Below are 22604 nucleotides of genomic sequence, written 5' to 3' on the forward strand. Positions count from 1 at the left end.
TTAGCAAAATATCATTTGATCTATTTAAAACTGTCTTTGAATTATAATATATAAAATAAAAATCTTAAAAATCACTTTTTAAAATTTATATATTTGGATTCTTAATAGCCTGGTCGATCATACTACTAAACATATGCTAACATTGACATCTGAGATTTAAAAAATATTTACTTTTTTCTACAAAATATAAATGATAAGAATACTTTCATTGCTTAAATAAACATCATTTCTTTTAAAACTTATAATCAAATTATCATAGTTAAATAAAATTTGTTTTTTAATATAATCTCTCTATATTTTTAAAAATAATAAATGGCTTTTAACACATATTTGCAATTATTGTTTTAAGTTTATATTTTAAATTGTAAGTTCATTAAAAAAATTAATTATTATGGCCAAAAAAAAAGCATTTCAGCCTATAAACTAAAGTACTTTTTAGACAAGGTAATTAAGGTCAGCGCTACGACTTGGATAAGCAAAAATTGTCCGAGCCACTTCAACTGGAGAAATCTTTTGATTAATTAAAAGAACAAATTGATTAATCATGTCATCTGCTGAACTAGATAAAATTGCCCCTGCAGCTAAACGATCCGTATTAGGATCAATGACCGTCATAATTTTTGCAACTGGTTCTTTAGTCAAATTATAATTATACCAATGTGTTACATCTGTAGTCGTAATTTTATAATCAATTTTAGAATTTAAAGAATCAAACCCCACCTGAGCAAGTTTTAAAGTTGAATACACTACACTTGGAATTACTGGATATCTAATCGGTTTGGCTGAATTTAAGCCTAAAATCCTTTCAGCAGCATAGTTTCCTTCAAATTCGGCAACTGGTGTTAATTTCGGAAGTTTCTTTGCCGCACAGTCACCGATTGCATAAACATTGGCTCGACTAGTTTCTAAATTTTCATTAACAACAATACCGTGAGAATCTGTTTCAATATCTACATTATTTAAATTTAATTCTTCGATGTTAGGTATGCGCCCTGTTGCATTCAAAACCCAATCTGCCCTAATGACTTCTGTATTAGTGGTTACTTCAAAACTTTCTTCAACTCTTTTAACTGATTTTATTTCTTCGTTAAAGTGAAAATTGATTCCTGTTTCCTCCATCACCCGAACCAAATCTCCAACTAATTTTTTTGGAAAAGCTTTAAGCGGCTGATCATTATGCTGGATAATATCAACATTTGCTCCCGCTGTTCGAGCAATATTACTTAATTCAAGCGCAATATAACCAGCACCAAGAACGACAATTCTCTTAGGCATCTGTTTTAACGAAAGAAAATCACTACTATTATGCAGATATTCTGATCCCGGAATTGTTAGAGTTCGAGTTTTTTGACCGGTCGCAATGATAATATTTTTCGGATCATAAAAATCATCATTAATTTTTATCAGGCCGTTTGTTTGAAATTGTGCAGTTCCTTGAACAGTTTGAATGTGACTATTTTTAAGACTTGATTGCATTTGAGCTGGAATTTTACTGGTATACGACTCTTTAAATTCCATCAAAGTAGGCCAGTCAATTTTTACTTCCCCTTTTAAGCCGTTTTCTTCGAATCTTTTTGTTTGTTCAGCTAATTCCACTGCCGAATAAAGCATTTTTTTAGGATCACAGCCTCGATTAGGGCAAGTTCCGCCCCAAAGATCGTTTTCACAAACAACAACCGTCTGATTTGCTGCTAATTTTTCAGCTGCCGCTAAACCTCCAGGGCCGCTTCCAATTACTAAAGTATCTATTTTTTTCATGACGCTCCTTTACTAGCTTTCTTGAGCTAAGAACTTAAATAAACTACTGCGGGTTAGATAACCCAAATCAACTTTCTCGTCAGCAACCCTAATTAATTCATTACTTGCAAAAAGAGGCAATGCTTCATTAATTGAACTAAAAGGTGAAATTCGGACTAATGATTTCAAATCTTCTTTAAAGTAACGTTTAGGAATCCTCATAAAAGGCCACTTCAATGGATTTTGCTGTAAATCAGATCCCGCAAAAAATGAATTTACAAAATTGTTTGCGGGGTTTGTGGTAATCTCTTGGGGAGTTGCAACTTGCTGAATTGCCCCATCTCGCATTACTGCAATTCTTTCCCCTAATCTAAGTGCTTCATTCATATCATGAGTTACAAAAACAATTGTCGTTTTGGTCGCTCGATGAATTTGTAAAACCAAATCCTGAAGCTGAGTTCTCACAATCGGATCCAAAGCACTAAATGGTTCATCCATTAATACCAGCGGTGGATTAACCGCAATTGCTCTTAAGATACCGATTCGCTGTTGTTCACCACCGGATAAATCTGAAGGATAACGCTGGGCATATTCATCCGGATTAAGGTCAACGTCTTCAAGCAACTCCCTAACTCGTTCGTAAATTTTGCTTTTCGACCATTTTTTCATTTCCGGAATTACGGCAATATTTTGTTCAACCGTTAAGTTAGGGAACAGAGCACTTTCTTGTAAAACATACCCTATATTTAGACGAAGATGTCTGATATTTGCTTGATTAAGATTTTGCCCACTAACAATTACTTTTCCGCTTGTTGGAGTAATTAAATGATTAATCATTTTCAAAGTCGTTGTTTTTCCGCTGCCTGAAGTTCCAACCAAAACGAAAAATTCACCTTCATTAATCTCAAGATCTAAATCTTTAACAACGGTCGTATCGCCGTATACTTTATTCACCTGCTGGAAATTAATTATCTTTTGCGTCATTATTTTGGCCCCTTAATCAAATGGTGTTTTATAAGATAATTACGAGCAACACTGGCAGCAGATTTCTTTTCAAAATTAACCTGGCGATTCATTTCCTGCATTTCCTTATTAGAAATCCGATTTTTTAGTTTAGATAAACTCTTTACGATTTCCGGATGCTTGGAAGCAAAACTTGTATTCATCAGTGGGGCACCTTGATAAATGGAGAAAAAATGCTGATCGTCGGTTAGTACTCGTAATTTATAAGCAGCAATTTGTGCATCTGTGGTATAACCATTAGTCAAATTAACTTTTCCTTTATTTAGCGCAATATATCTTAAAGACGCATCAAGCGATTGCGTCGGAAACGAAATTTGATAAACTTTTTTTAATCCCGCAAATCCATCAGCCCGATTTAAAAATTCCAAATCAAAACCGCCCTTCATTAAACTTTCTACCTTTTGTAAATCACTAATTTTAGTTAAATGATGAGCTTTAGCAAATTTTTCTTTAACCACCAAAGCATAGGTATTGTTGTACTTCATTGGATCTAAGTAAGTCATTTCAAATTGATTTTTTAAGCCATTTTTTGCAACTTTATAAATCTGCTGAGCAGTTGCCTGTTTGGGTAGACTTCCCTTTTTAACTTTAACGAGACTTTCTGTAACAGTACCAGAAAATTCGGGATAAATATCAATTTGTTTAGCTTTTAAAGCATTAAACAAAAAGCTAGTCTGGCCAAAATTGGGCTTTAATTCAACTTTAATATGCGAATTGTCATTTTCAATCAAATCTTTATACATATTAATTAAAATTTCTGGCTCTGATCCTAATTTACCAGCAATTACAACGCGAGTTGTGGCAGAACCTACATTTTGATAAATGTTAGTACCAACAAACAGAGTAATTACAGCAACGAAAACACCGATTGTATATCGAAATTTTGCTTTTTGAAGAAGTCGAATTAACGAGCTGAAAATGATAGTCAAAACTGCCGCAGCTATTGCCCCAATTAGCGTCAATGACATGTCATTGCGGTCGATTCCAAGTAAAATTAAAGTTCCCAAACCACCCGCTCCAATCAAAGCAGCGATTGTTGCGGTCCCAATTATCATAACCAGTGCGGTACGGATTCCAGAAATTATCGCATTCATTGAGAGCGGTAATTCAACTTTGAATAATCTGCGCCACCGAGACATCCCAAAAGCATCCGCCGCTTCAATTAAAAGCGGATCAATACTGGTTAATCCGAGATAAGTATTTTGAAAAATTGGCAAAAGTGCATAGATAACTAAGGCAATGATTGCTGGCGTGTTGCCAATTCCAACAAAAGGAATCAGTAAACCTAATAAAGCAAGAGAAGGGATTGTTTGAAAAACTCCGGTTACCTGCAAAAGAAAATTAGCTATTTTCCGATGATTTACAACTATAATCGCCAGTGGTACTGCGATGACAATTGCAATCAAAAGTGAAATTAATGAAATATTCAGATGCTGCCATAAAGCAGTCCAAAATTCATTTTGATGTAATTTAAAAGTCGAGACTAGCTCGTTCATTAACGCTCCTATATAAATGTCTTGAAATAAAAAAGCACTGAAGTGTTATTAACAGCACTAAAGTGTTTAATTAGCCATTTCTAATTCGATTTGATTCAATTCTTTTAAACCTGCTGCTACAAAGTCTTTTAAATAATTACCTTCTTGTAATTGTGATTCATCAAGCTGCAATAAGGTTCCATAAAGCCAACGACCAAGTTCTAAATACTTTTCTTCTTCCATTGAGTAACGAAGAATCTTAAGCTGCACTACTGCTTTAGAATATTTCTTTTGGTTGGTTAAGATTTGTAATTCCTTTTGATGAGGCAAAAGAGATGCATCTTTTTGCGGAAAGACAATTTCCGTCCCAGCTTTAGATTTACCATGAGATAACAAATAGCCGAGCCCTTGGCCAAAAGCTTTTACTTGTCGAACAATCCAATCTTTCTCATCGTGCTGCATCTATTTACCTCAACTAATTGTCTAAATTAATTATACCAAAAATAGTAATTAATAGTTATCTCCATTAAGAACTGAATTTTTTACGATCACATAATCCACATAACGAATATCATTTAGTTTGCGCCCACCAGCGTAGGAAATCGATGATTGTAAATCTTGGTGAATTTCACCCAGTGTATCAGCAAGCATCCCTCGATAAGGAACTAACATTTGTTTCCCTTCTACATTACGGTAAGCTCCCTTTTGCTTCTCAGAAGCTGAACCCCAATATTGTTTATATGTTTTTCCATCAATTACGATCTTATCACCAGGTGATTCTTCATGCCCTGCTAAAAGCGAGCCGACCATTACCATCGTTGCTCCAAAGCGGATCGATTTAGCGATATCACCATTGTAGCGAATCCCGCCATCGGCAATAATTGGTTTTTGAGCTGCTTTTGAACATAGTCTTACTGCTGCTAATTGCCACCCGCCAGTACCAAAACCTGTTTTTAGTTTAGTAATACAAGCTTTTCCGGGGCCAATTCCAACTTTTGTGGCATCTGCTCCCGCATTTTCAAGTTCTCGAACTGCTTCGGGTGTGCCAACGTTACCAGCAATTACAAAACTTTGCGGTAGAGATTTTTTCAAATGCTTAATCATTTTAATTACTGAATCAGCATGACCATGGGCAATATCAATTGTCACATATTCAGGAATATCTCCCGCAGCTGCTAGTTCATCTATAAAATCATGCTCACTCTGCTTTACCCCAACACTGATTGAGGCGTACAGATTTTTTTCGTGCATCCTTTTAATAAAATCATGACGAGTTTCTGGATTAAAGCGGTGCATAATATAAAAATATTTATTTTCAGCCAGCCAAACTGCAAGCGGTTCATTTAAAACGGTCTCCATATTAGCTGGAACTACTGGAATTTTAAACGTTCTTGAGCCAAATTTAACAGAGGTGTCTGCCTCACTGCGGCTTTCAATGATACATTTATTAGGTACTAGTTGAATGTCTTCGTAATCAAACACTTCAGAGGGAATCATCAAATTTATTCTCCTTTATTAAATATTATTCCAGGGATCAATTAAAACGTTGGTCTGCTCTCGGTCTGGTCCAACAGAAAAAGTGGCAAGGTCAGCTCCAACCAATTCAGTTAATCTTTTAAGATAATTTTGCGCATTGACTGGTAGATCTTCAAATTTTTTAACGCCAGTTATATCTTCATCCCAGCCCGGAAATTCTTCATAGATTGGTTTGCAATGTTCAATTTCTTTAAAACTTGCTGGATAATGATAAATTGTTTTTCCATTAAGCTCATACGCTTTAGCAATTTTTAAAGTCTTTAGGCCAGTTAAGACATCAAGACAGTTTAAAGAAAGATGCGTAATTCCGGAAACTCGTTTTGAATGGCGCATTACAACACTGTCAAACCAGCCAATTCTTCTTGGCCTTTTAGTAACAGTACCATATTCATGACCTGCTTCACGGATAAAATCTCCCACTTCATTGTTTAATTCAGTTGGAAACGGTCCTTCACCTACCCGCGATGTATAAGCTTTACAAGTTCCGATCACTTCATTAATTCTTGAAGGCCCCACGCCATTACCAATTGTGACTCCACCTGCAACAGGATTTGATGATGTTACAAATGGATAAGTTCCATGGTCGATATCTAACATTACTCCTTGAGCACCTTCAAATAGCACTCGCTTATTTTGGTCCAAAGCATCGTTAATTACCACTGACGTATCGGTAACATATTGTTTTAGTTCTTGCCCATATTCAAAATATTCTTCAAATATATCATCAAATGAGAGTGGATCATGATCGTACATTTTAGAAATTAAACGATTTTTTTCAACTAAATTTTGACGAAGTTTATTTTCAAAAGTATCACGCTCCAATAAATCGGCAACTCTAATGCCAATTCGTTCAGCCTTATCCATATAAGCTGGACCAATTCCTTTATTCGTTGTCCCAATCTTATTTTCTTTGGCTTCTTCTTGAAGCTGGTCAATCAAAATATGATAAGGCAAAATAACGTGAGCCCGATTAGAGATTCTAAGATTATCGGTAGAAATTCCGCGATCGTGAAGATATTTTAATTCTGAAACAAGAGATTTTGGATTTAAAACAACCCCGTTACCAATTACACTAGTCTTTTCTGCATAAAAAATGCCTGAAGGAATCAGGCGCAGCTTATAGGTTTCGTTTTCAAATACAATTGTATGACCTGCATTATCGCCACCTTGATAGCGTGCTACTACGTCTGCACCCTTACTCAAAAAATCGGTAATCTTTCCCTTACCTTCGTCTCCCCATTGACTTCCAACAACCACAATTGATGACATTTTCTTACCTCGTCCATTATTTACTGACTTGTTTACCTCAGCAACCCTCAATATAGCAATTTAGGTTGATAATTTCAAGCAATAAAATGCAATTTACTGCATAAAATGTGGTAAGGTTGAAATATCAAAAAAAGAATGAGGATCTTTATGCTTGAACGTTATTCCCGACCAGAAATGGAAAAAATATGGTCCAAACAAAATCAGTATCAATCTTGGCTCGAAGTAGAAATTGCTGTCGATGAAGCTTGGGCAAAACTTGGTGAAATTCCCCAAGAAGATGTTGATAAAATAAAGAAAAATGCAGCTTTTGACGAAAATAGAATTGCAGAAATTGAAAACATAACTCATCATGATGTCGTTGCATTTACCAGAAACGTTTCTGAATCTCTTGGTGAAGAGCGAAAATGGGTGCACTATGGGGTTACTAGTACCGATGTTGTAGACACTGCACAGGGTTACCGCTTAAAGCAGGCAAACAATCTCCTGCGACAAGATATCGAAGAATTTTTGGAAGTAATCAAGAGACAAGCTATTAAGTATAAGGACACGGTCATGATCGGGAGAACTCATGGCGTACAAGCTGAACCAACTACTTTTGGTTTAAAGCTTGCCCGCTGGTATTCAGAGATGAAACGTAATTTAGATCGTTTCAATGCTGTCGCCGATGAAGTTGAAGCTGGAAAAATAAGCGGTGCTGTAGGAACTTTCGCTAATGTCCCCCCGTTTGTCGAAGAGTACGTTTGTAAAACTTTAGGCCTCAGAGCTCAAGAAATTTCCAGTCAAGTTCTGCCTCGTGATCTCCACGCCAACTATATTGCATGCTTAGCTTTAATTGGAACAAGTCTAGAAGAATTTGCCACTGAAATCAGATCTTTGCAGCGTTCAGAAATTCATGAAGTAGAAGAATGTTTTAGAAAAGGACAAAAAGGCTCCTCAGCCATGCCTCATAAACGCAATCCAATTGGTTCAGAAAACATCTGTGGACTTGCGAGAGTTCTAAGAGGTCACATTCAAACTGCCTATGAAGATGTTGCCCTCTGGCACGAAAGAGATATATCTCATTCTTCAGCTGAACGAATTATTTTACCTGATTCAACTGAACTTTTAGATTATATGCTTCATCGATTTAGTGGCATTTTGGTCAATTTAACTGTCTTTCCAGAACGAATGAAGAGTAATATGAATTTAACTTATGGCTTAATTTACAGTCAGCGAGTTATGCTTAAACTAATAGATGCTGGGTTAACTCGAGAAGAGGCTTATGATTTAGTTCAGCCCCTTACCGCAAAATCTTGGGATGAAGGAGTTCAGTTCAAACCTCTCGTTGAAGAAAATAAAACCATTACTGAGCATTTAGATCAACAAGAAATAGATGATGCCTTTGATTATCATTATCATCTAAAAAACGTTGACGAAATTTTTAAAAGAGTTGGAATTTTATAAAAAAAGCATCATTCAAAATCATAAATTTTGAATGGTGCTTTTTACTACAATGTAGGACGATCTTTTATCTTAGCATCACGAATTACACCCCAAACTAATAAAATATCCACTATGATTAAAAGAATTGGATTCTTGGCGTGCTCAGCGAAAATCCAATACAACGAATATACAACAAGGATTAAACTAACCCAAATCATGATCTTATCTTTCAAATCATAACTTTTATAAGTATTAATTATTTTTTTCATCTGTGCTCCTCCTACTGAACATATCCGATCAAGCCACCAATTACTGCTCCGACGATTCCGCCAATCCAAGTCATGGTTTTCCCTTTTGGTCGTAACCAAAGAATTCCAGTGGAAGCACCAATCATTGCTTCTATTGCAACATTACCCCAATTCATTTATACCTCCTACTTTAACAGCTGAGCTAATTCGCGAGCTTTTCGAATTGAAGCGTAAGCAACGCTCCCCTCAACGAATCTTAATTCTCTGCTGTGGCTGTCAAAACTTTCCATTAAATCTAAATTTACTAAATAACTTTTATCACAGCGAAATAACATTGGATATTTTTCAGAGATATCGTTCAAATTACCAATAAATTCTGATTCTCTACCAATCGATCGTAATTTTACCCGACCGGGACTAACTTTGGAAGTGCTTAGATAAATTAATTCAGAGATAGGAACTGTAAAGTAGCGGGAGCCAATGTGATAGGTAAAAATATTTTCTTTTTTGTACTTTCCTGAACGTAATAAATCATCGACTTTTAAAATATCATCATTAATATTTTGTTTGATATGTTCAATCCCCCGTTCTTTCAAAATGTAATCAAGGGGAGCAACTTTTCGCTCTAACGTCAGAAACGACAACTCATCATGAGTGGTAATAAAGACAATTTGAGCAGTTGGAATTTGACGCCGAATTTCAACTGCCGCTTTTAGACCTGCTTCCTTCTCACCATCAATTTCCATATCTAAGAAAAATAGACCTTGATGATTCTGATTAATCGAATTCAATAGTTCATCCGGGCTGCTTGCTTTACAGACTAATTCCATTGATAAATCATTAATCAAAACCGTGTTTTTTATGACTCCAGAATAGATTTCAATTTGTTCAGAACTATCTTCTAGTAAATAAATTGGAAACATTATTTTCTCCTATTAGGAATTGTTGCTTTTTAAAAGTTTTGCAGAAGTTTTAAGCGAATCCCAAACGCCTTTTTGAGAATAAACCAAAACATTAGCTTGATACATTTTACCAACAAAAATGCTAACCAGCACGGTACTTACAAGCTCAATTACCAAAGAAATCACAGCTTCAACCCAAGTCATATTGCCAAGCACTAACAAAACTGGTGCGATTAATTGAGAAAATAACGGAATAAAAGCAAAAATTTTAACTAATGGAGTTACTCCTCCTACAATTGAAGTAACGGCCAAAATGAAAGCAATAATTGTCGGGAACGTTAATGGAGTTACTGCTTGATTTACTTGCTCTAAATTATTTACAAGTGAGCCTAACATGGCTGCAAGAACCAAGTAGAGGAAAACACCGATCAGTCCAAACAATACTGCGAATAATAGCTCGGGACTGATTAAATAGTTCCACGAAAAATTTTTGAATAATTTATTATCTGCAAATAATTGTTTAGCAGCCAGACCCATGAAACCATAGATTATTAACTGTGTGGTCATGGTTAAGAAAATCCCGATTACCTCACCTAAAAATTGAACCTTGGAATTCGTACTAGAGAGGATGATTTCCATTACTCGATCACCTTTTTCATTTCCGATGTTTGTAGCCATCTGCATCATATAAAACAAATTTAAAACGTAAAAGATCATTGAAATAATGAAAATTGCAACAATTTTTGTTTGATTTTTATCTTCATTTTGAGTGACTAAGCGATTATGACTAACTGTTCGATGATGTTTATTAAAGTCTGGAGGGGTTACTATTTTCTTTAGTGAGGTCGGCGGCAAATTCATCGACTGAGCTTTAAAGTTAAGATCAATTTGATTAATTGCCAGCTGGAGATCTTCTTCAGAAATTTTATGACTCTGGTTGGTATCGTAAAGATCAGCTTTAAGATCATCAGACTGTTTAGTAACCTTCAAATATCCATCTATTTTCTGATTAACCAGTGCTTTTTTTGCAGCAGCTTCACTCTTGTAATCTACAACATATTTGGTATTTTTCGAATTGAAATTGGTAAATGTCTGGCTTAAAGACGAATCAGTTGATACGACTGCAATCTTTGCACTTTTACTATTAGCATTGCTCGATATCATAAATCCAATTCCAAATAATAAAATTGGACCAAATAACATCCATAAAAATACTGGTGATTTTAGATTTTGAAGAAAAACATTTTTCACTACTATCTTAAACTTATTCATGGTCTTCCCTCGCTTTGAGTTTAAAAATTTCAGTTAGAGAAAGAGGCTTTTGAGAAAACTGATCGAAGCTCCCTTTAGCTTGAACCTGAGATAGAATTTCTTTGCCAACAGCGGGATCGGTTAATGTAATCTCAAAAACGCCATTCTGTTCATGAATCTCTTTAATTCCTTCAATCTTTAAAAGATCGTCTCTGGTTAACTTCGATTCTAAGAAAACTTTAATGCGTCCGTATTGATTACGAACATCTTTTACTGATCCTTTAAGAACTGTCTGACCATTCCTTAACATCAAAACTTGATCGCTTAATTCTTCAACGTTATCCATATTATGACTGGAAAAAATTATGCACTTACCTTTTTGCTTTTCTTCTAAAATCGCATCTCGAAAAATTTGAGCATTGACTGGGTCTAATCCTGAGAAAGGCTCATCAAAAATTAAATACTTAGGTTCATGAATCAAAGTCACTATTAATTGAACTTTCTGCTGATTTCCTTTTGAAAGAGATTTCAGCTTATCAGTTTTTTTGCCCTTTATTTCAAATTTCTCAAAATAATGATCAATTTTTTCTTTGGTAATACTTCGGGGCTGTCCCTTTAGTTCTGCTAAATAGAGAATCTGATCTTCAATTCGCATTTTGGGAAACAATCCTCGTTCTTCGGGCAGATACCCAATTTGATTTAAGACTTGGTCATTAACCGTCTTCTGATCAAAAAGGACATTGCCATGATCTGGGTTCATCAACCCTAAAAGAATTCGAAAAGTCGTAGTTTTTCCTGCACCATTTTGACCAATCAAGCCCATAATCTCTCCTGCTTGAACTTGAAAAGATTCTGCATTAAGAGCTTTAACGGTACCAAAAGATTTGCTGATATCATTTACTTCTAACACTTTCTTCCTCCTTAGTATTTATCTAAACCTTACCTGATAAAATACCTAAATGGTTCAAAAAAATATCAACGTACACTTTTGGCAGATTAACGTTCATGATTTCTTTTAATTCTTATCAATTACAGTTTTATGGTAAACTAACGCTGATAATAAGAGGAGGAACGGTAATGCCAGATGAATTTTCAGTTGAATATGCCAAAAATCACAAAAAAGATTTAATTTCTTTTGTGGTCGTAGGAAAAGAGAAATAACCTGTTAAAACTGCGATCTTCATGGTTGGTAGTCCCGGTGCAGGAAAAACCGAATCCGTTCAAACTCTCCACTCGATAAATCCCAACTTATGTATAATTGATGCGACTTATTTCGAGCAAAGTTCCCGGGATATATCGGAAATAACTCCGACCAGTTTCAAAGAGGTTCTGCTCTTCTAGTAGATGCCTCGTTAGATTTGGTATTTAAAAAAGGATTCAGTTTTGTCCTTGATGCAACATTTGCTACCCCTAAAGCTGAACAAAACCTTGTCCGTGCTTTCAACAAGAATTACAATGTATACATATACTATGTTTATCAAGATCCTTTAATTGCTTGGGATTTCACGAAAAAGCGGGAAGCTGTTGAAGGAAGGACCGTTCCCAAAGAGCGGTTTATTAACGCTTTTTTTGAAGCCCGTAACAATTTGCAGCGCTTAAAAAGCAAATTTCAAAACGATCTTACTGTTAACATCTTAGTAAAGAACTTCCAAAACAAAATTGTCGATTCCATAATGGATATCGACAACATTGAACTGATCTTACCAATTAAATATTCAAAAAAAGATTTGGAGGAAAAACTACATGACTGAAAGAGAAAAAGTTGATGCAATTATGGATAAATATAATCGTAATTTTTCGATTCTCCAAAGTAAAGGGACAGTTAGAGAATTAAAAACTGTTTTTAATTACGTTGCAAGTGAAGCCAATCACAAGCAAAGGCTATTAGTTGGTCTCGATCAAGATACGAGCTCTAGTGATCAATTTTAGAACTCGTTTTTTCTTGCTTTTCTTTTAAGTAATTAACCTAACATCATGAACTAAATTCATAAAGTACTAGTTCGTTGCGATCATTAAAGTCATTTGGAGATTTCCATTTATTAATTCTTTTTCAAAAAACAATTCTGAATTTTGTTCCACTAAATTATTAACGTTTGCCAAACCGAAGCCTTGATGATTCTTTTTGGTAGTATAGCCATTTTCAAATAACTGGTCTAAATTATATAAATTAGAAGCCTGATTACTTACAGTTATTTCAATTAGATCAGGAGAATTAATCAAAGCACAGGAGATCTTTTTCTCTGTTTCTTTTTCAGTATGTTCAATCGCATTATCCAATAAAATTCCAAGAATTCTAATCACCGTAAGGACTTGTTTTTCTGGGACTTTTAAAAGCTCCTTAATTTCAAGTTCTAATTGGATTCCTAATTTTTGAGCTGCAAAAAATTTCTGAATAATGAGCCCTCGAATCGGCTCATTTTGTAAATACTCTAAATGATTGAGCGCAAACTTATTCAATTTTTCTTCAGTCGGCTGTTCTAAAAGCAACTGTTTGTAATATGACGTAAACTGTTCTTGATTTCCGTCCTTTACAACCCCTTCCAAAGATAGCAGAAGGTTGTGATAATCATGTTTAAAATGACGTAATTCTTGATATTGCTGTTCTATGTTGTTTAGATAATTTTGCAGCTGTTCATTTTGAATCACTTTTTCTTCTGCTGCCCGACGAGAAACGTCTAATAAAAGTAAAGCCATCACAAGAATAAATACAATTCCTAAAAAAATTGCTACAACAAGTAAAAAATTATTACTTTTGCGATTAAATAAAAGATAAAGGATCATCAGCATATAACTGAACCAAATCACTAAAGTTAAAATTAAAAGAAACCAAAAAACTTTACGCTCTAAATTAAGTTTTTCAACTCCACTAGCAATTTGCTCAAGTTTACTTCGGTTTTTAGAAATAAAAAATGAAATTATAATTACCGAAATAATACAAATAAATTCAAATATTAAAACTAATAAATTATTTGATTTAATAAATCGAGTCATTATCGGAACAAATATATTCAAGAGAAAACTAATTACATACACAGTGCTCAATGATAAAAGACGTAAATTAAAAAAGTGATAATCCATTTTTTTGTTTTCAATCCGTCGATAAATCATTGATCCAAAAAGCCAAATTAAAATGCTTAAATAACCAATTATGAAACCAATGGCTGCATTTATAGCAATCCAAAACAAGCTCTTAATCAAATGTCGATGGTCGATTCTGGTTTAAAAAATCCTCAAAAAATATAATTTCACTATACGTCAAGAAAAAATCTACGAAAATTAACGCCCAATCGACTTTTTCCAAAATTAATTGCTCCAATCTAAAAAATCTACTTTTTATTATACCGTTGTCTACAAAATTATCTTTTGACGTTAATAGGTCAATTACGAACGTTAAAATCAATTTGTTAAAACAAATGATGTTTTATGGTATCTTTAGTCCAGCATTTATTACTTAATAAAGGAGTATTTATGAAAATTATAACTTTTAAAGTTGCTGCCAGATATATTCTCTTAATCACAGCTGTTATTGAAAGCATTTCTTTGATCATTGCTATTATTAATGGATCACCATTTCAAAAAATAATCGATAAATTAAACGTCCTTTTCATAGATCTTTTTGGTTATTATGCAACTAATTATATAGATGATTCAGCTGAAAAAGATGATGCCAGAAGAAAAATAAAACTTCGAAAGTAAAACCATATAAGCTGTCCGAAACAAACTTTAATTTTTGTTACAATAGAACTATCAATAAGACAACGGTGATTTGTAACTATGATAAAAATTAATATGTTTTCTCAAGCCGATAAAGTCGGCGGCCAAGGTGTGGGAAGTGCTTACGATGAATTGATCGGGGCCATGAAAAAATATGGTCAAAAAGATTTTGACATGACCATCAATTCGCTTAAAAAATCAGACATTACCCACTATCACACCATCAATCCTCGGTATTATTTATTGTCTTTTTTTAAAAACAAAAGAGGAGTTGGGGTTGGCTCTGTTCACTTTGTCCCTGAAACGTTAAATGGAAGTTTACGAATCCCTAAACCCTTTAAAAAAATATTTGATTGGTACTTAATATCATTTTATAAACGAATGGACGGACTGGTTGTTGTTAATCCTGAGTTTGTTAATGAAGTTGTGAAATTAGGCATCTCAAAAGAAAAAGTCACCTATATTCCAAATTTTGTAAGTTCAAAAGAATTTTATGAAATGAATGATGATGAAAAAAAACGTTTCAGGCAGAAATTGGGTATTAAACCTGACAAATTTGTAGTTCTGGGAGTCGGACAAATTCAAAAAAGAAAAGGCTTTGACGACTTTGTTAAATTAGCGAAGCAAAATCCTGACATTCAGTTCATCTGGGCTGGCGGATTTTCATTTGGCAAAATAACCGACGGCTACGACAGTTACAAGAAAATTTACGATAATCCCCCCGCAAATATGTTGTTTACCGGCATCATTAAAAGGAAAGAATTGGCTTCATACTACAACATTGCAAATCTCTTCTTATTGCCTTCATACTCTGAACTATTTCCGATGAGTATTCTGGAAGCTCTTAACTGCAATACCCCGATTATGTTAAGAAACTTAGATTTATACGTCGATATTTTAGGCGATTCCTATCTTGCTGAAAAAGACGTTACTGAAATGGATCAAAACTTAAAATACTACTCAAAACACGAAGATGAGCTTAAAGAATTTAATAAAAAAAGCCGAAAATGGGCAAATTTATATTCTGAAGAGAGTATCTACAACCGCTGGAAAGAATATTATATAAGTCTTCTAAACAAATAAAGCAATCCTTTTGGACTGCTTTATTTGTTTACTTGATTTAATGCCGTTTGATCTCGTAAGTAAGATATTAAGTTTTTTGATGCTTCTTTTGCAATCGCAACTCTTGCTTCCATTGTTCCAGTTCCAGCATGAGGAGTCATGATAACGTTATCCAATTCCCTTAATTCTTGAGGAACTTCGGGTTCATTTTCAAAAACATCTAATCCTGCTCCGGCAATGTCTCCTGTTTGAAGCGATTTAATTAAATCAGATTGATTTACTAATGCTCCACGTGCTGAATTAATTATATAAGCACTGTTTTTCATCTTTTTAAAAACATCTGCGTTAAATACTCCAGTTGTCGAAGGAAGTGCTGGCGCATGCAGTGTGATTACATCAGAATTCACCACTAAAGAATCAAAATCCGCATATTGGACATTAAGTTTCCCTTCCAAATCTTGAGCTAATTGGCGGCGGTTATGATAAATTACTTTCATTCCAAAAGTTTGAGCAAACCTGGCAACTTCTGAACCAATCCGACCTAAACCATAAACTCCCAAAGTTTTTTCTTGTAGGTCCATTCCCATATATTGAGGTTCGGAAACATTCAGCCATTTTCCCGAACGAATAGAATGATCGTAAAACTGCAGCCGACGAACTGTTGCCAAAATGAGTGCAAAGGTCATTTCTGCGGTTGGAACCAAAACACTTTGAGGACAATTGGAAACAACTATTCCTTTATTTTTCGCATATTCTACATCAACATGGTCAAAACCAACCCCGAACGTAGTGATTATTTTTAAATTTGTCCCTGCATCGATTAACTCCCGATCACCATTTAATCCAGCAATCAGTAAACCATCGTAATCCTTTAAATGTTCAAGCACCCAACTGCGGTTTTCTTTTTCAGGTTCATACGTAACATCAAAAACATCATTTAACTCAGTTAATCCTGCTCTTGGTACAATCCCCGTTACTAGTACTTTTAATTTAGCCATTTCACACCTCCTTTAAAATCGGATCAACACTTTCTTTCATTGCTTTGACATTTTCTGGCTTAAAATAAATTCGATCAGCGTTATTAAACATTACATCTGCAAGCTCTGTTTCAGTAAAAATCTTAGAAGATTCAAGCCATGAATACAAATTATGATATGAATTAAAAGTCGCAGACCACGGCGAGTCGGTGCCCCAGATAATTCGTTTTGCTCCAAGAATATCTTTAGCCAAACTTACGTCTTTTTGGCAGCGAGGAAACGGTAGCTCTGTTTCTCCTTCAATATCTTGAATTGCCGAAATATCAGTATAAATATTATTTAGAGACTGCCATTGTTCTAAAGCATTTTCTAACCGATTTAAATGATCAGCATTTGGAAAAGATAAGTGGCAGACTACAAAATCGATTTGCGGATACTGAACTGCCAAATTAGCAATTGCTTCTGGCTGATAGCTGTCTTGAGAATAATCACCATAATCAACTGTAATAACAAATCCGGGATAATCAGCAATAAAATGAAAAATCCGGCCTATTTCAGGCGAATTATCTAGACGAAATGGATAATGATACCCATGCAGTCCTCCACCTTGACTAATTTCAAATTTAAGTGCTCGAAATCCTAAATCTTCGATATGTCTTTTTACAATTGTCATCGCTTCAGCTGCAAAAGGATCAACTGAAAAAGCAGCAATAAATTGATCTGGATATTTTTTAACTGTCTGATAGGAATAGTAGTTTTGATACCCATTCAGACTTCCTTGAAGTAAAACGGCTTTTTCAACTTCATTTTCTTCCATTACCTTTAAGGCGGACTCAGCTAAAAAATTGTCCTCTCCCCAACCATCCGGGATTAGCTTAATTAAAACTCCATTATCCCAAATTGCTTGTCCTTTACCGACCGGAGTCAATCTTCCTTTGCCATTTAAACCTGAAATCGAACGAACCAAATGAAGATGACCATCTATTTTTTTCAAAAATTTTGCCTCCATCTTTTCACGTCATTTAAAACGTTACGCTGTCAAAAAGCAAAATTCAATTATTTCTTTAAAATTTAGAGACCAAAAAAGCCGACACTGGGTCGACTCATTTTTTTAATTTAATAATCCGTTTTGAATTTTCTTTAATTTTTTCAAGATCCCCATCTCCCGTCTGAGTAGAATGAATTTCATTTGTATCAAGGTGAATCTCTAACGGATTAAGGCTGTTAGGATTTAATATTACTCGATACACGATTGGAGAGTTTTTTAAAGTCAAATTCTTATAATCTTTATTTTTATGCTTCAAATACTTCCGACTAGCCTCTAGGGTCTCTTTGTTTGCAAAAGTATATTCATACCAAACATAATTACTAAAAGGCCCCTGTCGTGATTTTAAGGTTTTATTACGACGCACAATATTTGTATAGCCATTATCTTTTAGCGCACTTTCAATTTTTTGAGTTGCTTGATGCGTATCAATAGCGCTTTTTATCGAAAATCCTCCGATAATTAAAAGAACAAACAAGAAAAATATTAAAATTCCAGTGACGATTTTATGGGACTTCATAAATTTTTTCATAATTGTTATCCTACTTTCCGAGAGATTTTCGATAATTGGATAATCTTTTCACTGTATCAGCCGGAAATCTCCACTTTTTCACAAGATCAGATTCACTAGGAAGATAGGCAAAGTTATCGTACATAAATTTTAATGCTTCTTCCCAAGTCTTAAAATGATTCTGGTTTAATGGAGAAGATTTGGTATCAAGATCAATTCCATAATTACCATTCTTTTGTCCCGACCACATTTTTAAATCTTCTTGAGGATTTGAACCCGAAGCAGGTTGACTTGATCCATATACAATTTCATAATTTTTAATATCTTTAACATCTTCTTTTAAGTTTTTATTGTCATGAGAAGTGTCAAAAAACTTGCCGCGTTTTAGCACCAGTTTTTTCCAATGTTCATAATCTTTTTTAGTTGTAACAAAAGTATCATACGATTTAGGAAATTCTAAAGAATAAGTCTGAGGAGGAGTTTGTCGCTGTTCAATAAAAATTTGCTTTGATCGTGGTACTACCTTACTAATTTCCTCAAATGCTTTTTGACGGGAATTATGCATCCGATGATCTCCAACTAATTCCAATACTTTAAAAGCAATCAATGGAGTAGCAATTATTACACATCCAATTAACCATTTTTAGACTTTTTCATTATTTTTTCCTTTTTTAAAATTTATTATGTCTTAAAAAGGAGTGAAATTTAATCAGTCTACAGTACTATTTTATGATGTAATTTTAAAACTAATTTTTTAAAAAATATTGTATCCTGAAAAAATGCTTAAATTCAAATCGACTGCGTACGACAAATGTGGTACGTTCAATTAGAGGTGATTATTATGGCAAGAATTGAAACAAGAATTGATGCTTCTATGTTATTTTCATCCACACAGTTTATCTGGATTTTTAAAGGTTAAAAAACAAGTAAAAAAGCAGTCAAAAGAATCCAATTTAAATCTAGTAATTTTAGAATTACACTTTGATGGATATAACGGTGACTGTCTTTTAGTTTACGTTCCAACAAACGAAAAAGTTTTTTTAACTGGGATTGGGACTCATAGTGAATTATTTAAATGATTTTAATTCTATATTATTAAGTGTTGATTTATAAATATCGACACTTTTTATTTTTCTACACAAAAAGCTAGACCAATTAAGATCTAGCTCACTGAAAATTAACAATCGTAGCCCCGTTGCCGCCCTCATTTGCCGGAGCGTAGTGAAAATCTGCAACTCGCGGATTACTTTGCAGGGTTGACTGCACTAAATTACGAATCGTTCCAGTCCCAAAGCCATGAATGATAATGGCAGAAGGATAGTTTGCTAAAAGACTCGCATCAATAAAACGGTCTAACTCAGCTTCAGCTTCCTCATAACGCTTACCTCTTAAATCTAGTCTGCCGCTTGGCATTTCATTAGTCCTTTTTACGTTAACTTTAGGAGCTGATTTAGGCCTTATAACTGTTTGTTTCTCAGGTTCTGAGTTCACTTTTTCCAACTGATTGTTAGCAATCGTCATTTTTAAAGCGCCAATTTGAACCTGCCAGCTGTTATTACCCATTTTCTGAAGCAAAACTCCTCTTTTTTCATAACTTGGGACATAAACTGTGTCGCCTGCTTGAAGACTTTTAGCAGCTTTGGCTTTTTTCAAAATTCGATTATTTGTTAAGTTATGAGTTTGATGGAGTGACTTAATTTTAGTTTTTGCCTCAATGACAACATTTTCTTTTACATGACCTTGCTGTTTTTGCTGACGCAACTGTTCAATAATCTGTTTTGTTTCATTTTCAGCTCTTGCTACAATATTTTCTGCTTCTTTTTTGGCCTTACTTAAAAGCTGTTCACGTTGATTCTCTAATTGCTCTTTCTCAGCAGTAACTTGGGTCTCTAGCTGCATCAAGCGCGCCTTTTCTTCTCTTACAGTTTGATTATTAATCTGTAATTCCTGTCGGTCACTTTCAAGTTTATCAAGCATTTCATTGATTCCAACTGTGTCATTATCCATCAGCTGTTCAGCTTTCTGAATAATATTCTCTGCTAGGCCCAGCCTGCGTGAAATTGCAAAAGCATTTGAACGCCCTGGAACGCCAATTAATAAGTGATAGGTTGGAGATAAGGATTCAATGTCAAACTCCATGCTGGCGTTTTCAACATCTGTCGTATTGTAGGCGTAAAGTTTCAGCTCAGGATAATGGGTCGTGGCAATCACGTAACTTCCGACGCCTTTTAAGTGCTGCAAAATACTAATCGCTAGACTTGCTCCCTCTTCTGGATCAGTACCTGCCCCAATTTCGTCAAAAAGAATTAAAGAATTCTCATCACTTTCTTGTAAAATACTAATAATATTTTTCATGTGCGATGAAAAAGTCGAAAGATTCTGCTCAATTGACTGTTCGTCACCAATATCCGCTAAAATTTCAGAAAATATCGCAATCTGGCTTTCTTCATTAGCTGGAATATAAAGGCCTGCCTGCCCCATAATTTGGGTTAATCCAACCGTCTTTAAAGTGATCGTCTTTCCACCAGTATTTGGTCCTGTAATTACCATCTGGCGATATTTACCGCCGAGTTTAAAATCATTTTTTACAACTTTTTTGGGATCAATTAGCGGATGAAAAGCTGCGTTCAACTCGATTTGATTATCCTCAGAAATTATTGGCAAAGTTGCATTGATTTGTTTGGCATACATTGCTTTTGCCTGAGCAAAATCTAAATCATAAATCAAGCGGGCATTATAAAGAATATTCTCTGATTCTACAGAGATTTCTTCAGAAAGTTCACTTAAAATCTTTTGAATTTCTTCTTTTTCTTGATGAAAAGCCAGCTGTAATTCGTTATTCAAATTTAAAACGACTTGCGGTTCGATAAATAGAGTTTGTCCAGTTGCACTCTGATCGTGTACAATTCCGCCAAAATGAGCTTTATGCTCAGCTTTCACCGGAATTACCTGTCTGCCGTCTCTAATTGTTACCAAAGGCTCACTAAGATACTTAGAATCAGATCCGTGGACAATTTGATCCAGACGTTTTTTCTGTTCATTTTGCAGACTGGTGATTGATTTTCTTATTTTCATCAATTCACCGCTTGCCCGATCTAGGATATTTCCTTCTTCATCGACAGTTCTTTTTAAGCGGGCATATAAATCTTCATCAATTTGAACACCTAATAATTTTTCGCCATAGAAAGGCAGTTCAATTGCTCTCTCATCCAAAACTTCTACAAACTCAATCAAACTTTCAGAAATTCTCATAATTAAAAGGATTTGACTTAGTTCGGCACCTGATAAAACTGACCGTTTTCTCAAACGACTCATCATTGGAATAATATCTGATACCTTAGTAATCGGAAATCCGCCAAAAAGACGTAAAACTGTTGCTCCATCAGTCGTTTGATCAATCGCAGATTGAACAATTTCACGTTCTTTTTGAGGAATCAGACGCTCAACCTTTGAACGTCCCTGCTCAGTAACAGCAAAAGCCGCAACGGCGGCTTTTATTTTTGGAAATTCTAATATCTCTAAAACTTTTTTATTCAATCAATTCTCCCAAACTAAAACCAAAGCTGATTAAATAACCAGGACAATGGCCCTTTTACCAATATATTTACTGAAATTGAATGCTTAAGGGAATTTTGAAGACCACTTAAAGGAATCATTGATAAAGCGCTAAAAATTAAATAAGCTCCAAATATTGCTGTTATAAAGCCCATAATTCCCGTTACAATCTTTAAAGATTCTGAAGATTCCGCAAACTGGACATCTTTAATAAACACTTCAATAAATCTGATAATCAAACATAAAATAAAATAAAAGATCATAAAAGTAACAATCTTATAAAAAGAATTTTCAATCTTAAAAACATTTATATCGGGATAAAAATAAAACGGCTTTTCATTAGTAACTGATGAATACGGAATGTAAAGAGATAACATTCGCCATAGCATTGGATACAAAAAAGCAGCCAACAGACCGGAAAGAAGATATCCTCCAAATACCATGGCTTCAAGTTTAAATCCTCTTTTCATTGAAAAATAGACTGAATAAATTATCCAACCGATTGTTAAAAGACTATACACTGTCTAATCATTCATCGCTTTCATTTAAGTTTGAATCTTTCATAAATGTATTAAGAACCTCTTCGACCATATCCAACTCTTTATCATCTTCAATTGGCTGAAGATCTCCAAATGTTCCGCTTCCGTTAGGATCAAGTATATAAGAATAAGCCTCTACATTAATTTCATCACTATCTTCATCTTTAGTTGGATAAATTACCACATATGACTTACCATAATCCTCTGAATCAAAAGTAAAAAGTACTGTATAATCTTGTTTTTCTCCCTTTTCATCCATTAGTGTAAGTTTTCTGAAATCGTCGTCATTTTCTGGCAAATTTGCGCCTAATTCATCAAAATTATGATCTTCTGTCATA

General features: G+C 34.4%; 26 protein-coding genes. 7 read left to right on the top strand and 19 right to left on the bottom strand.

Going from position 1 to position 22604, the window contains the following annotated elements; all coding sequences use genetic code 11:
• Positions 1 to 435 precede the first annotated feature (435 nt).
• The 6 genes from R8749_RS06315 to R8749_RS06340 form a co-directional block, all read right to left on the bottom strand.
• A complete protein-coding gene (locus R8749_RS06315; protein WP_317695053.1) occupies positions 436 to 1758 on the bottom strand; it encodes a dihydrolipoyl dehydrogenase family protein in 1323 nt (440 codons plus the stop codon).
• A 12-nt stretch (positions 1759 to 1770) separates the two neighbouring features.
• On the bottom strand, positions 1771 to 2721 hold the full coding sequence (locus R8749_RS06320) for an ABC transporter ATP-binding protein (protein ID WP_317695055.1): 951 nt from the start codon (positions 2719 to 2721) through the stop codon (positions 1771 to 1773).
• A complete protein-coding gene (locus tag R8749_RS06325; RefSeq protein WP_317695057.1) occupies positions 2721 to 4256 on the bottom strand; it encodes an ABC transporter permease/substrate-binding protein in 1536 nt (511 codons plus the stop codon). The genes R8749_RS06320 and R8749_RS06325 overlap by 1 nt, the downstream gene beginning before the upstream one ends.
• 66 nt (positions 4257 to 4322) lie before the next feature.
• Positions 4323 to 4697, bottom strand: coding sequence for a DUF6483 family protein (locus R8749_RS06330; RefSeq protein ID WP_317695059.1), 375 nt, complete (start codon positions 4695 to 4697; stop codon positions 4323 to 4325).
• Between the two features lie 48 nt (positions 4698 to 4745).
• Entirely contained in the window at positions 4746 to 5732 is a 987-nt protein-coding gene (locus R8749_RS06335) for a GMP reductase (RefSeq protein ID WP_317695061.1), read from the bottom strand.
• Between the two features lie 18 nt (positions 5733 to 5750).
• Positions 5751 to 7040 carry an adenylosuccinate synthase gene (locus R8749_RS06340; RefSeq protein ID WP_317695063.1) on the bottom strand — a complete coding sequence of 430 codons (1290 nt, stop codon included), beginning with the start codon at positions 7038 to 7040 and terminating at the stop codon, positions 5751 to 5753.
• A 147-nt stretch (positions 7041 to 7187) separates the two neighbouring features.
• Between R8749_RS06340 and purB the strand changes: the two genes are divergently transcribed.
• Positions 7188 to 8483 (top strand): adenylosuccinate lyase, encoded by a 1296-nt coding sequence (purB, locus tag R8749_RS06345; protein ID WP_317695065.1) that lies wholly within the window; start codon positions 7188 to 7190, stop codon positions 8481 to 8483.
• 44 nt (positions 8484 to 8527) lie between these two features.
• Here the strand turns inward: purB and R8749_RS06350 are convergent, their stop codons facing one another.
• From R8749_RS06350 to R8749_RS06370, 5 genes are read right to left on the bottom strand one after another with little or no spacing between them, the layout of a single operon-like run.
• Positions 8528 to 8731: a hypothetical protein gene (locus R8749_RS06350; protein WP_317695067.1), complete on the bottom strand. Its 204-nt coding sequence runs from the start codon at positions 8729 to 8731 to the stop codon at positions 8528 to 8530.
• An 11-nt stretch (positions 8732 to 8742) separates the two neighbouring features.
• Positions 8743 to 8886, bottom strand: coding sequence for a hypothetical protein (locus R8749_RS06355; RefSeq protein WP_317695069.1), 144 nt, complete (start codon positions 8884 to 8886; stop codon positions 8743 to 8745).
• A gap of 9 nt (positions 8887 to 8895) precedes the next feature.
• On the bottom strand, positions 8896 to 9633 hold the full coding sequence (locus tag R8749_RS06360; RefSeq protein WP_317695071.1) for a response regulator transcription factor: 738 nt from the start codon (positions 9631 to 9633) through the stop codon (positions 8896 to 8898).
• Between the two features lie 12 nt (positions 9634 to 9645).
• Positions 9646 to 10884, bottom strand: coding sequence for an ABC transporter permease (locus R8749_RS06365; RefSeq protein WP_317695073.1), 1239 nt, complete (start codon positions 10882 to 10884; stop codon positions 9646 to 9648).
• Positions 10877 to 11773, bottom strand: a complete 897-nt coding sequence (locus R8749_RS06370) for an ABC transporter ATP-binding protein (RefSeq protein ID WP_317695074.1) — start codon at positions 11771 to 11773, stop codon at positions 10877 to 10879. Before R8749_RS06370 ends, R8749_RS06365 begins: the two co-directional genes overlap by 8 nt.
• Positions 11774 to 11868: 95 nt before the next feature.
• Between R8749_RS06370 and R8749_RS06375 the strand changes: the two genes are divergently transcribed.
• From R8749_RS06375 to R8749_RS06385, 3 genes are all read left to right on the top strand, one after another.
• The gene (locus tag R8749_RS06375; protein ID WP_317695076.1) at positions 11869 to 12024 is read left to right on the top strand and encodes a hypothetical protein; all 156 of its coding nucleotides are present in this window, start codon (positions 11869 to 11871) and stop codon (positions 12022 to 12024) included.
• 134 nt (positions 12025 to 12158) lie between these two features.
• Positions 12159 to 12614 carry a zeta toxin family protein gene (locus tag R8749_RS06380; RefSeq protein WP_317698535.1) on the top strand — a complete coding sequence of 152 codons (456 nt, stop codon included), beginning with the start codon at positions 12159 to 12161 and terminating at the stop codon, positions 12612 to 12614.
• On the top strand, positions 12607 to 12792 hold the full coding sequence (locus R8749_RS06385) for a hypothetical protein (RefSeq protein WP_317695077.1): 186 nt from the start codon (positions 12607 to 12609) through the stop codon (positions 12790 to 12792). The genes R8749_RS06380 and R8749_RS06385 overlap by 8 nt, the downstream gene beginning before the upstream one ends.
• Before the next feature lie 66 nt (positions 12793 to 12858).
• Here R8749_RS06385 and R8749_RS06390 read toward each other — a convergent pair whose 3' ends face one another.
• A complete protein-coding gene (locus R8749_RS06390; protein WP_317695079.1) occupies positions 12859 to 14049 on the bottom strand; it encodes a sensor histidine kinase in 1191 nt (396 codons plus the stop codon).
• Positions 14050 to 14331: 282 nt separating this feature from the next.
• Here R8749_RS06390 and R8749_RS06395 point away from each other — a divergent pair, with 282 nt between their 5' ends.
• Complete coding sequence (locus R8749_RS06395) at positions 14332 to 14559, top strand: hypothetical protein (RefSeq protein ID WP_317695081.1); 228 nt, start codon at positions 14332 to 14334, stop codon at positions 14557 to 14559.
• 78 nt (positions 14560 to 14637) lie between these two features.
• Positions 14638 to 15660 (top strand): glycosyltransferase family 4 protein, encoded by a 1023-nt coding sequence (locus tag R8749_RS06400; RefSeq protein WP_317695083.1) that lies wholly within the window; start codon positions 14638 to 14640, stop codon positions 15658 to 15660.
• A 20-nt stretch (positions 15661 to 15680) separates the two neighbouring features.
• Here the strand turns inward: R8749_RS06400 and R8749_RS06405 are convergent, their stop codons facing one another.
• The 4 genes from R8749_RS06405 to R8749_RS06420 form a co-directional block, all read right to left on the bottom strand.
• Positions 15681 to 16637 (bottom strand): NAD(P)-dependent oxidoreductase, encoded by a 957-nt coding sequence (locus tag R8749_RS06405; RefSeq protein ID WP_317695085.1) that lies wholly within the window; start codon positions 16635 to 16637, stop codon positions 15681 to 15683.
• Between the two features lies 1 nt (position 16638).
• Positions 16639 to 17610, bottom strand: coding sequence for an amidohydrolase family protein (locus tag R8749_RS06410; protein WP_317695087.1), 972 nt, complete (start codon positions 17608 to 17610; stop codon positions 16639 to 16641).
• Between the two features lie 109 nt (positions 17611 to 17719).
• Positions 17720 to 18193, bottom strand: a complete 474-nt coding sequence (locus R8749_RS06415) for a hypothetical protein (protein ID WP_317695089.1) — start codon at positions 18191 to 18193, stop codon at positions 17720 to 17722.
• Positions 18194 to 18203: 10 nt separating this feature from the next.
• Complete coding sequence (locus R8749_RS06420) at positions 18204 to 18737, bottom strand: hypothetical protein (protein WP_317695091.1); 534 nt, start codon at positions 18735 to 18737, stop codon at positions 18204 to 18206.
• Positions 18738 to 19023: 286 nt separating this feature from the next.
• Here R8749_RS06420 and R8749_RS06425 point away from each other — a divergent pair, with 286 nt between their 5' ends.
• Positions 19024 to 19251 (top strand): hypothetical protein, encoded by a 228-nt coding sequence (locus R8749_RS06425; protein ID WP_317695093.1) that lies wholly within the window; start codon positions 19024 to 19026, stop codon positions 19249 to 19251.
• Positions 19252 to 19339: 88 nt separating this feature from the next.
• Here R8749_RS06425 and R8749_RS06430 read toward each other — a convergent pair whose 3' ends face one another.
• From R8749_RS06430 to R8749_RS06440, 3 genes are read right to left on the bottom strand one after another with little or no spacing between them, the layout of a single operon-like run.
• Complete coding sequence (locus tag R8749_RS06430) at positions 19340 to 21709, bottom strand: endonuclease MutS2 (protein ID WP_317695095.1); 2370 nt, start codon at positions 21707 to 21709, stop codon at positions 19340 to 19342.
• A 14-nt stretch (positions 21710 to 21723) separates the two neighbouring features.
• Positions 21724 to 22248 (bottom strand): CvpA family protein, encoded by a 525-nt coding sequence (locus tag R8749_RS06435; RefSeq protein WP_317695097.1) that lies wholly within the window; start codon positions 22246 to 22248, stop codon positions 21724 to 21726.
• Between the two features lie 7 nt (positions 22249 to 22255).
• Complete coding sequence (locus R8749_RS06440) at positions 22256 to 22603, bottom strand: DUF1292 domain-containing protein (RefSeq protein WP_317695099.1); 348 nt, start codon at positions 22601 to 22603, stop codon at positions 22256 to 22258.
• Position 22604 lies beyond the last annotated feature (1 nt).

The sequence above is a fragment of the Xylocopilactobacillus apis genome (genome assembly GCF_033095965.1).
Lineage (GTDB): Bacteria > Bacillota > Bacilli > Lactobacillales > Lactobacillaceae > Xylocopilactobacillus > Xylocopilactobacillus apis.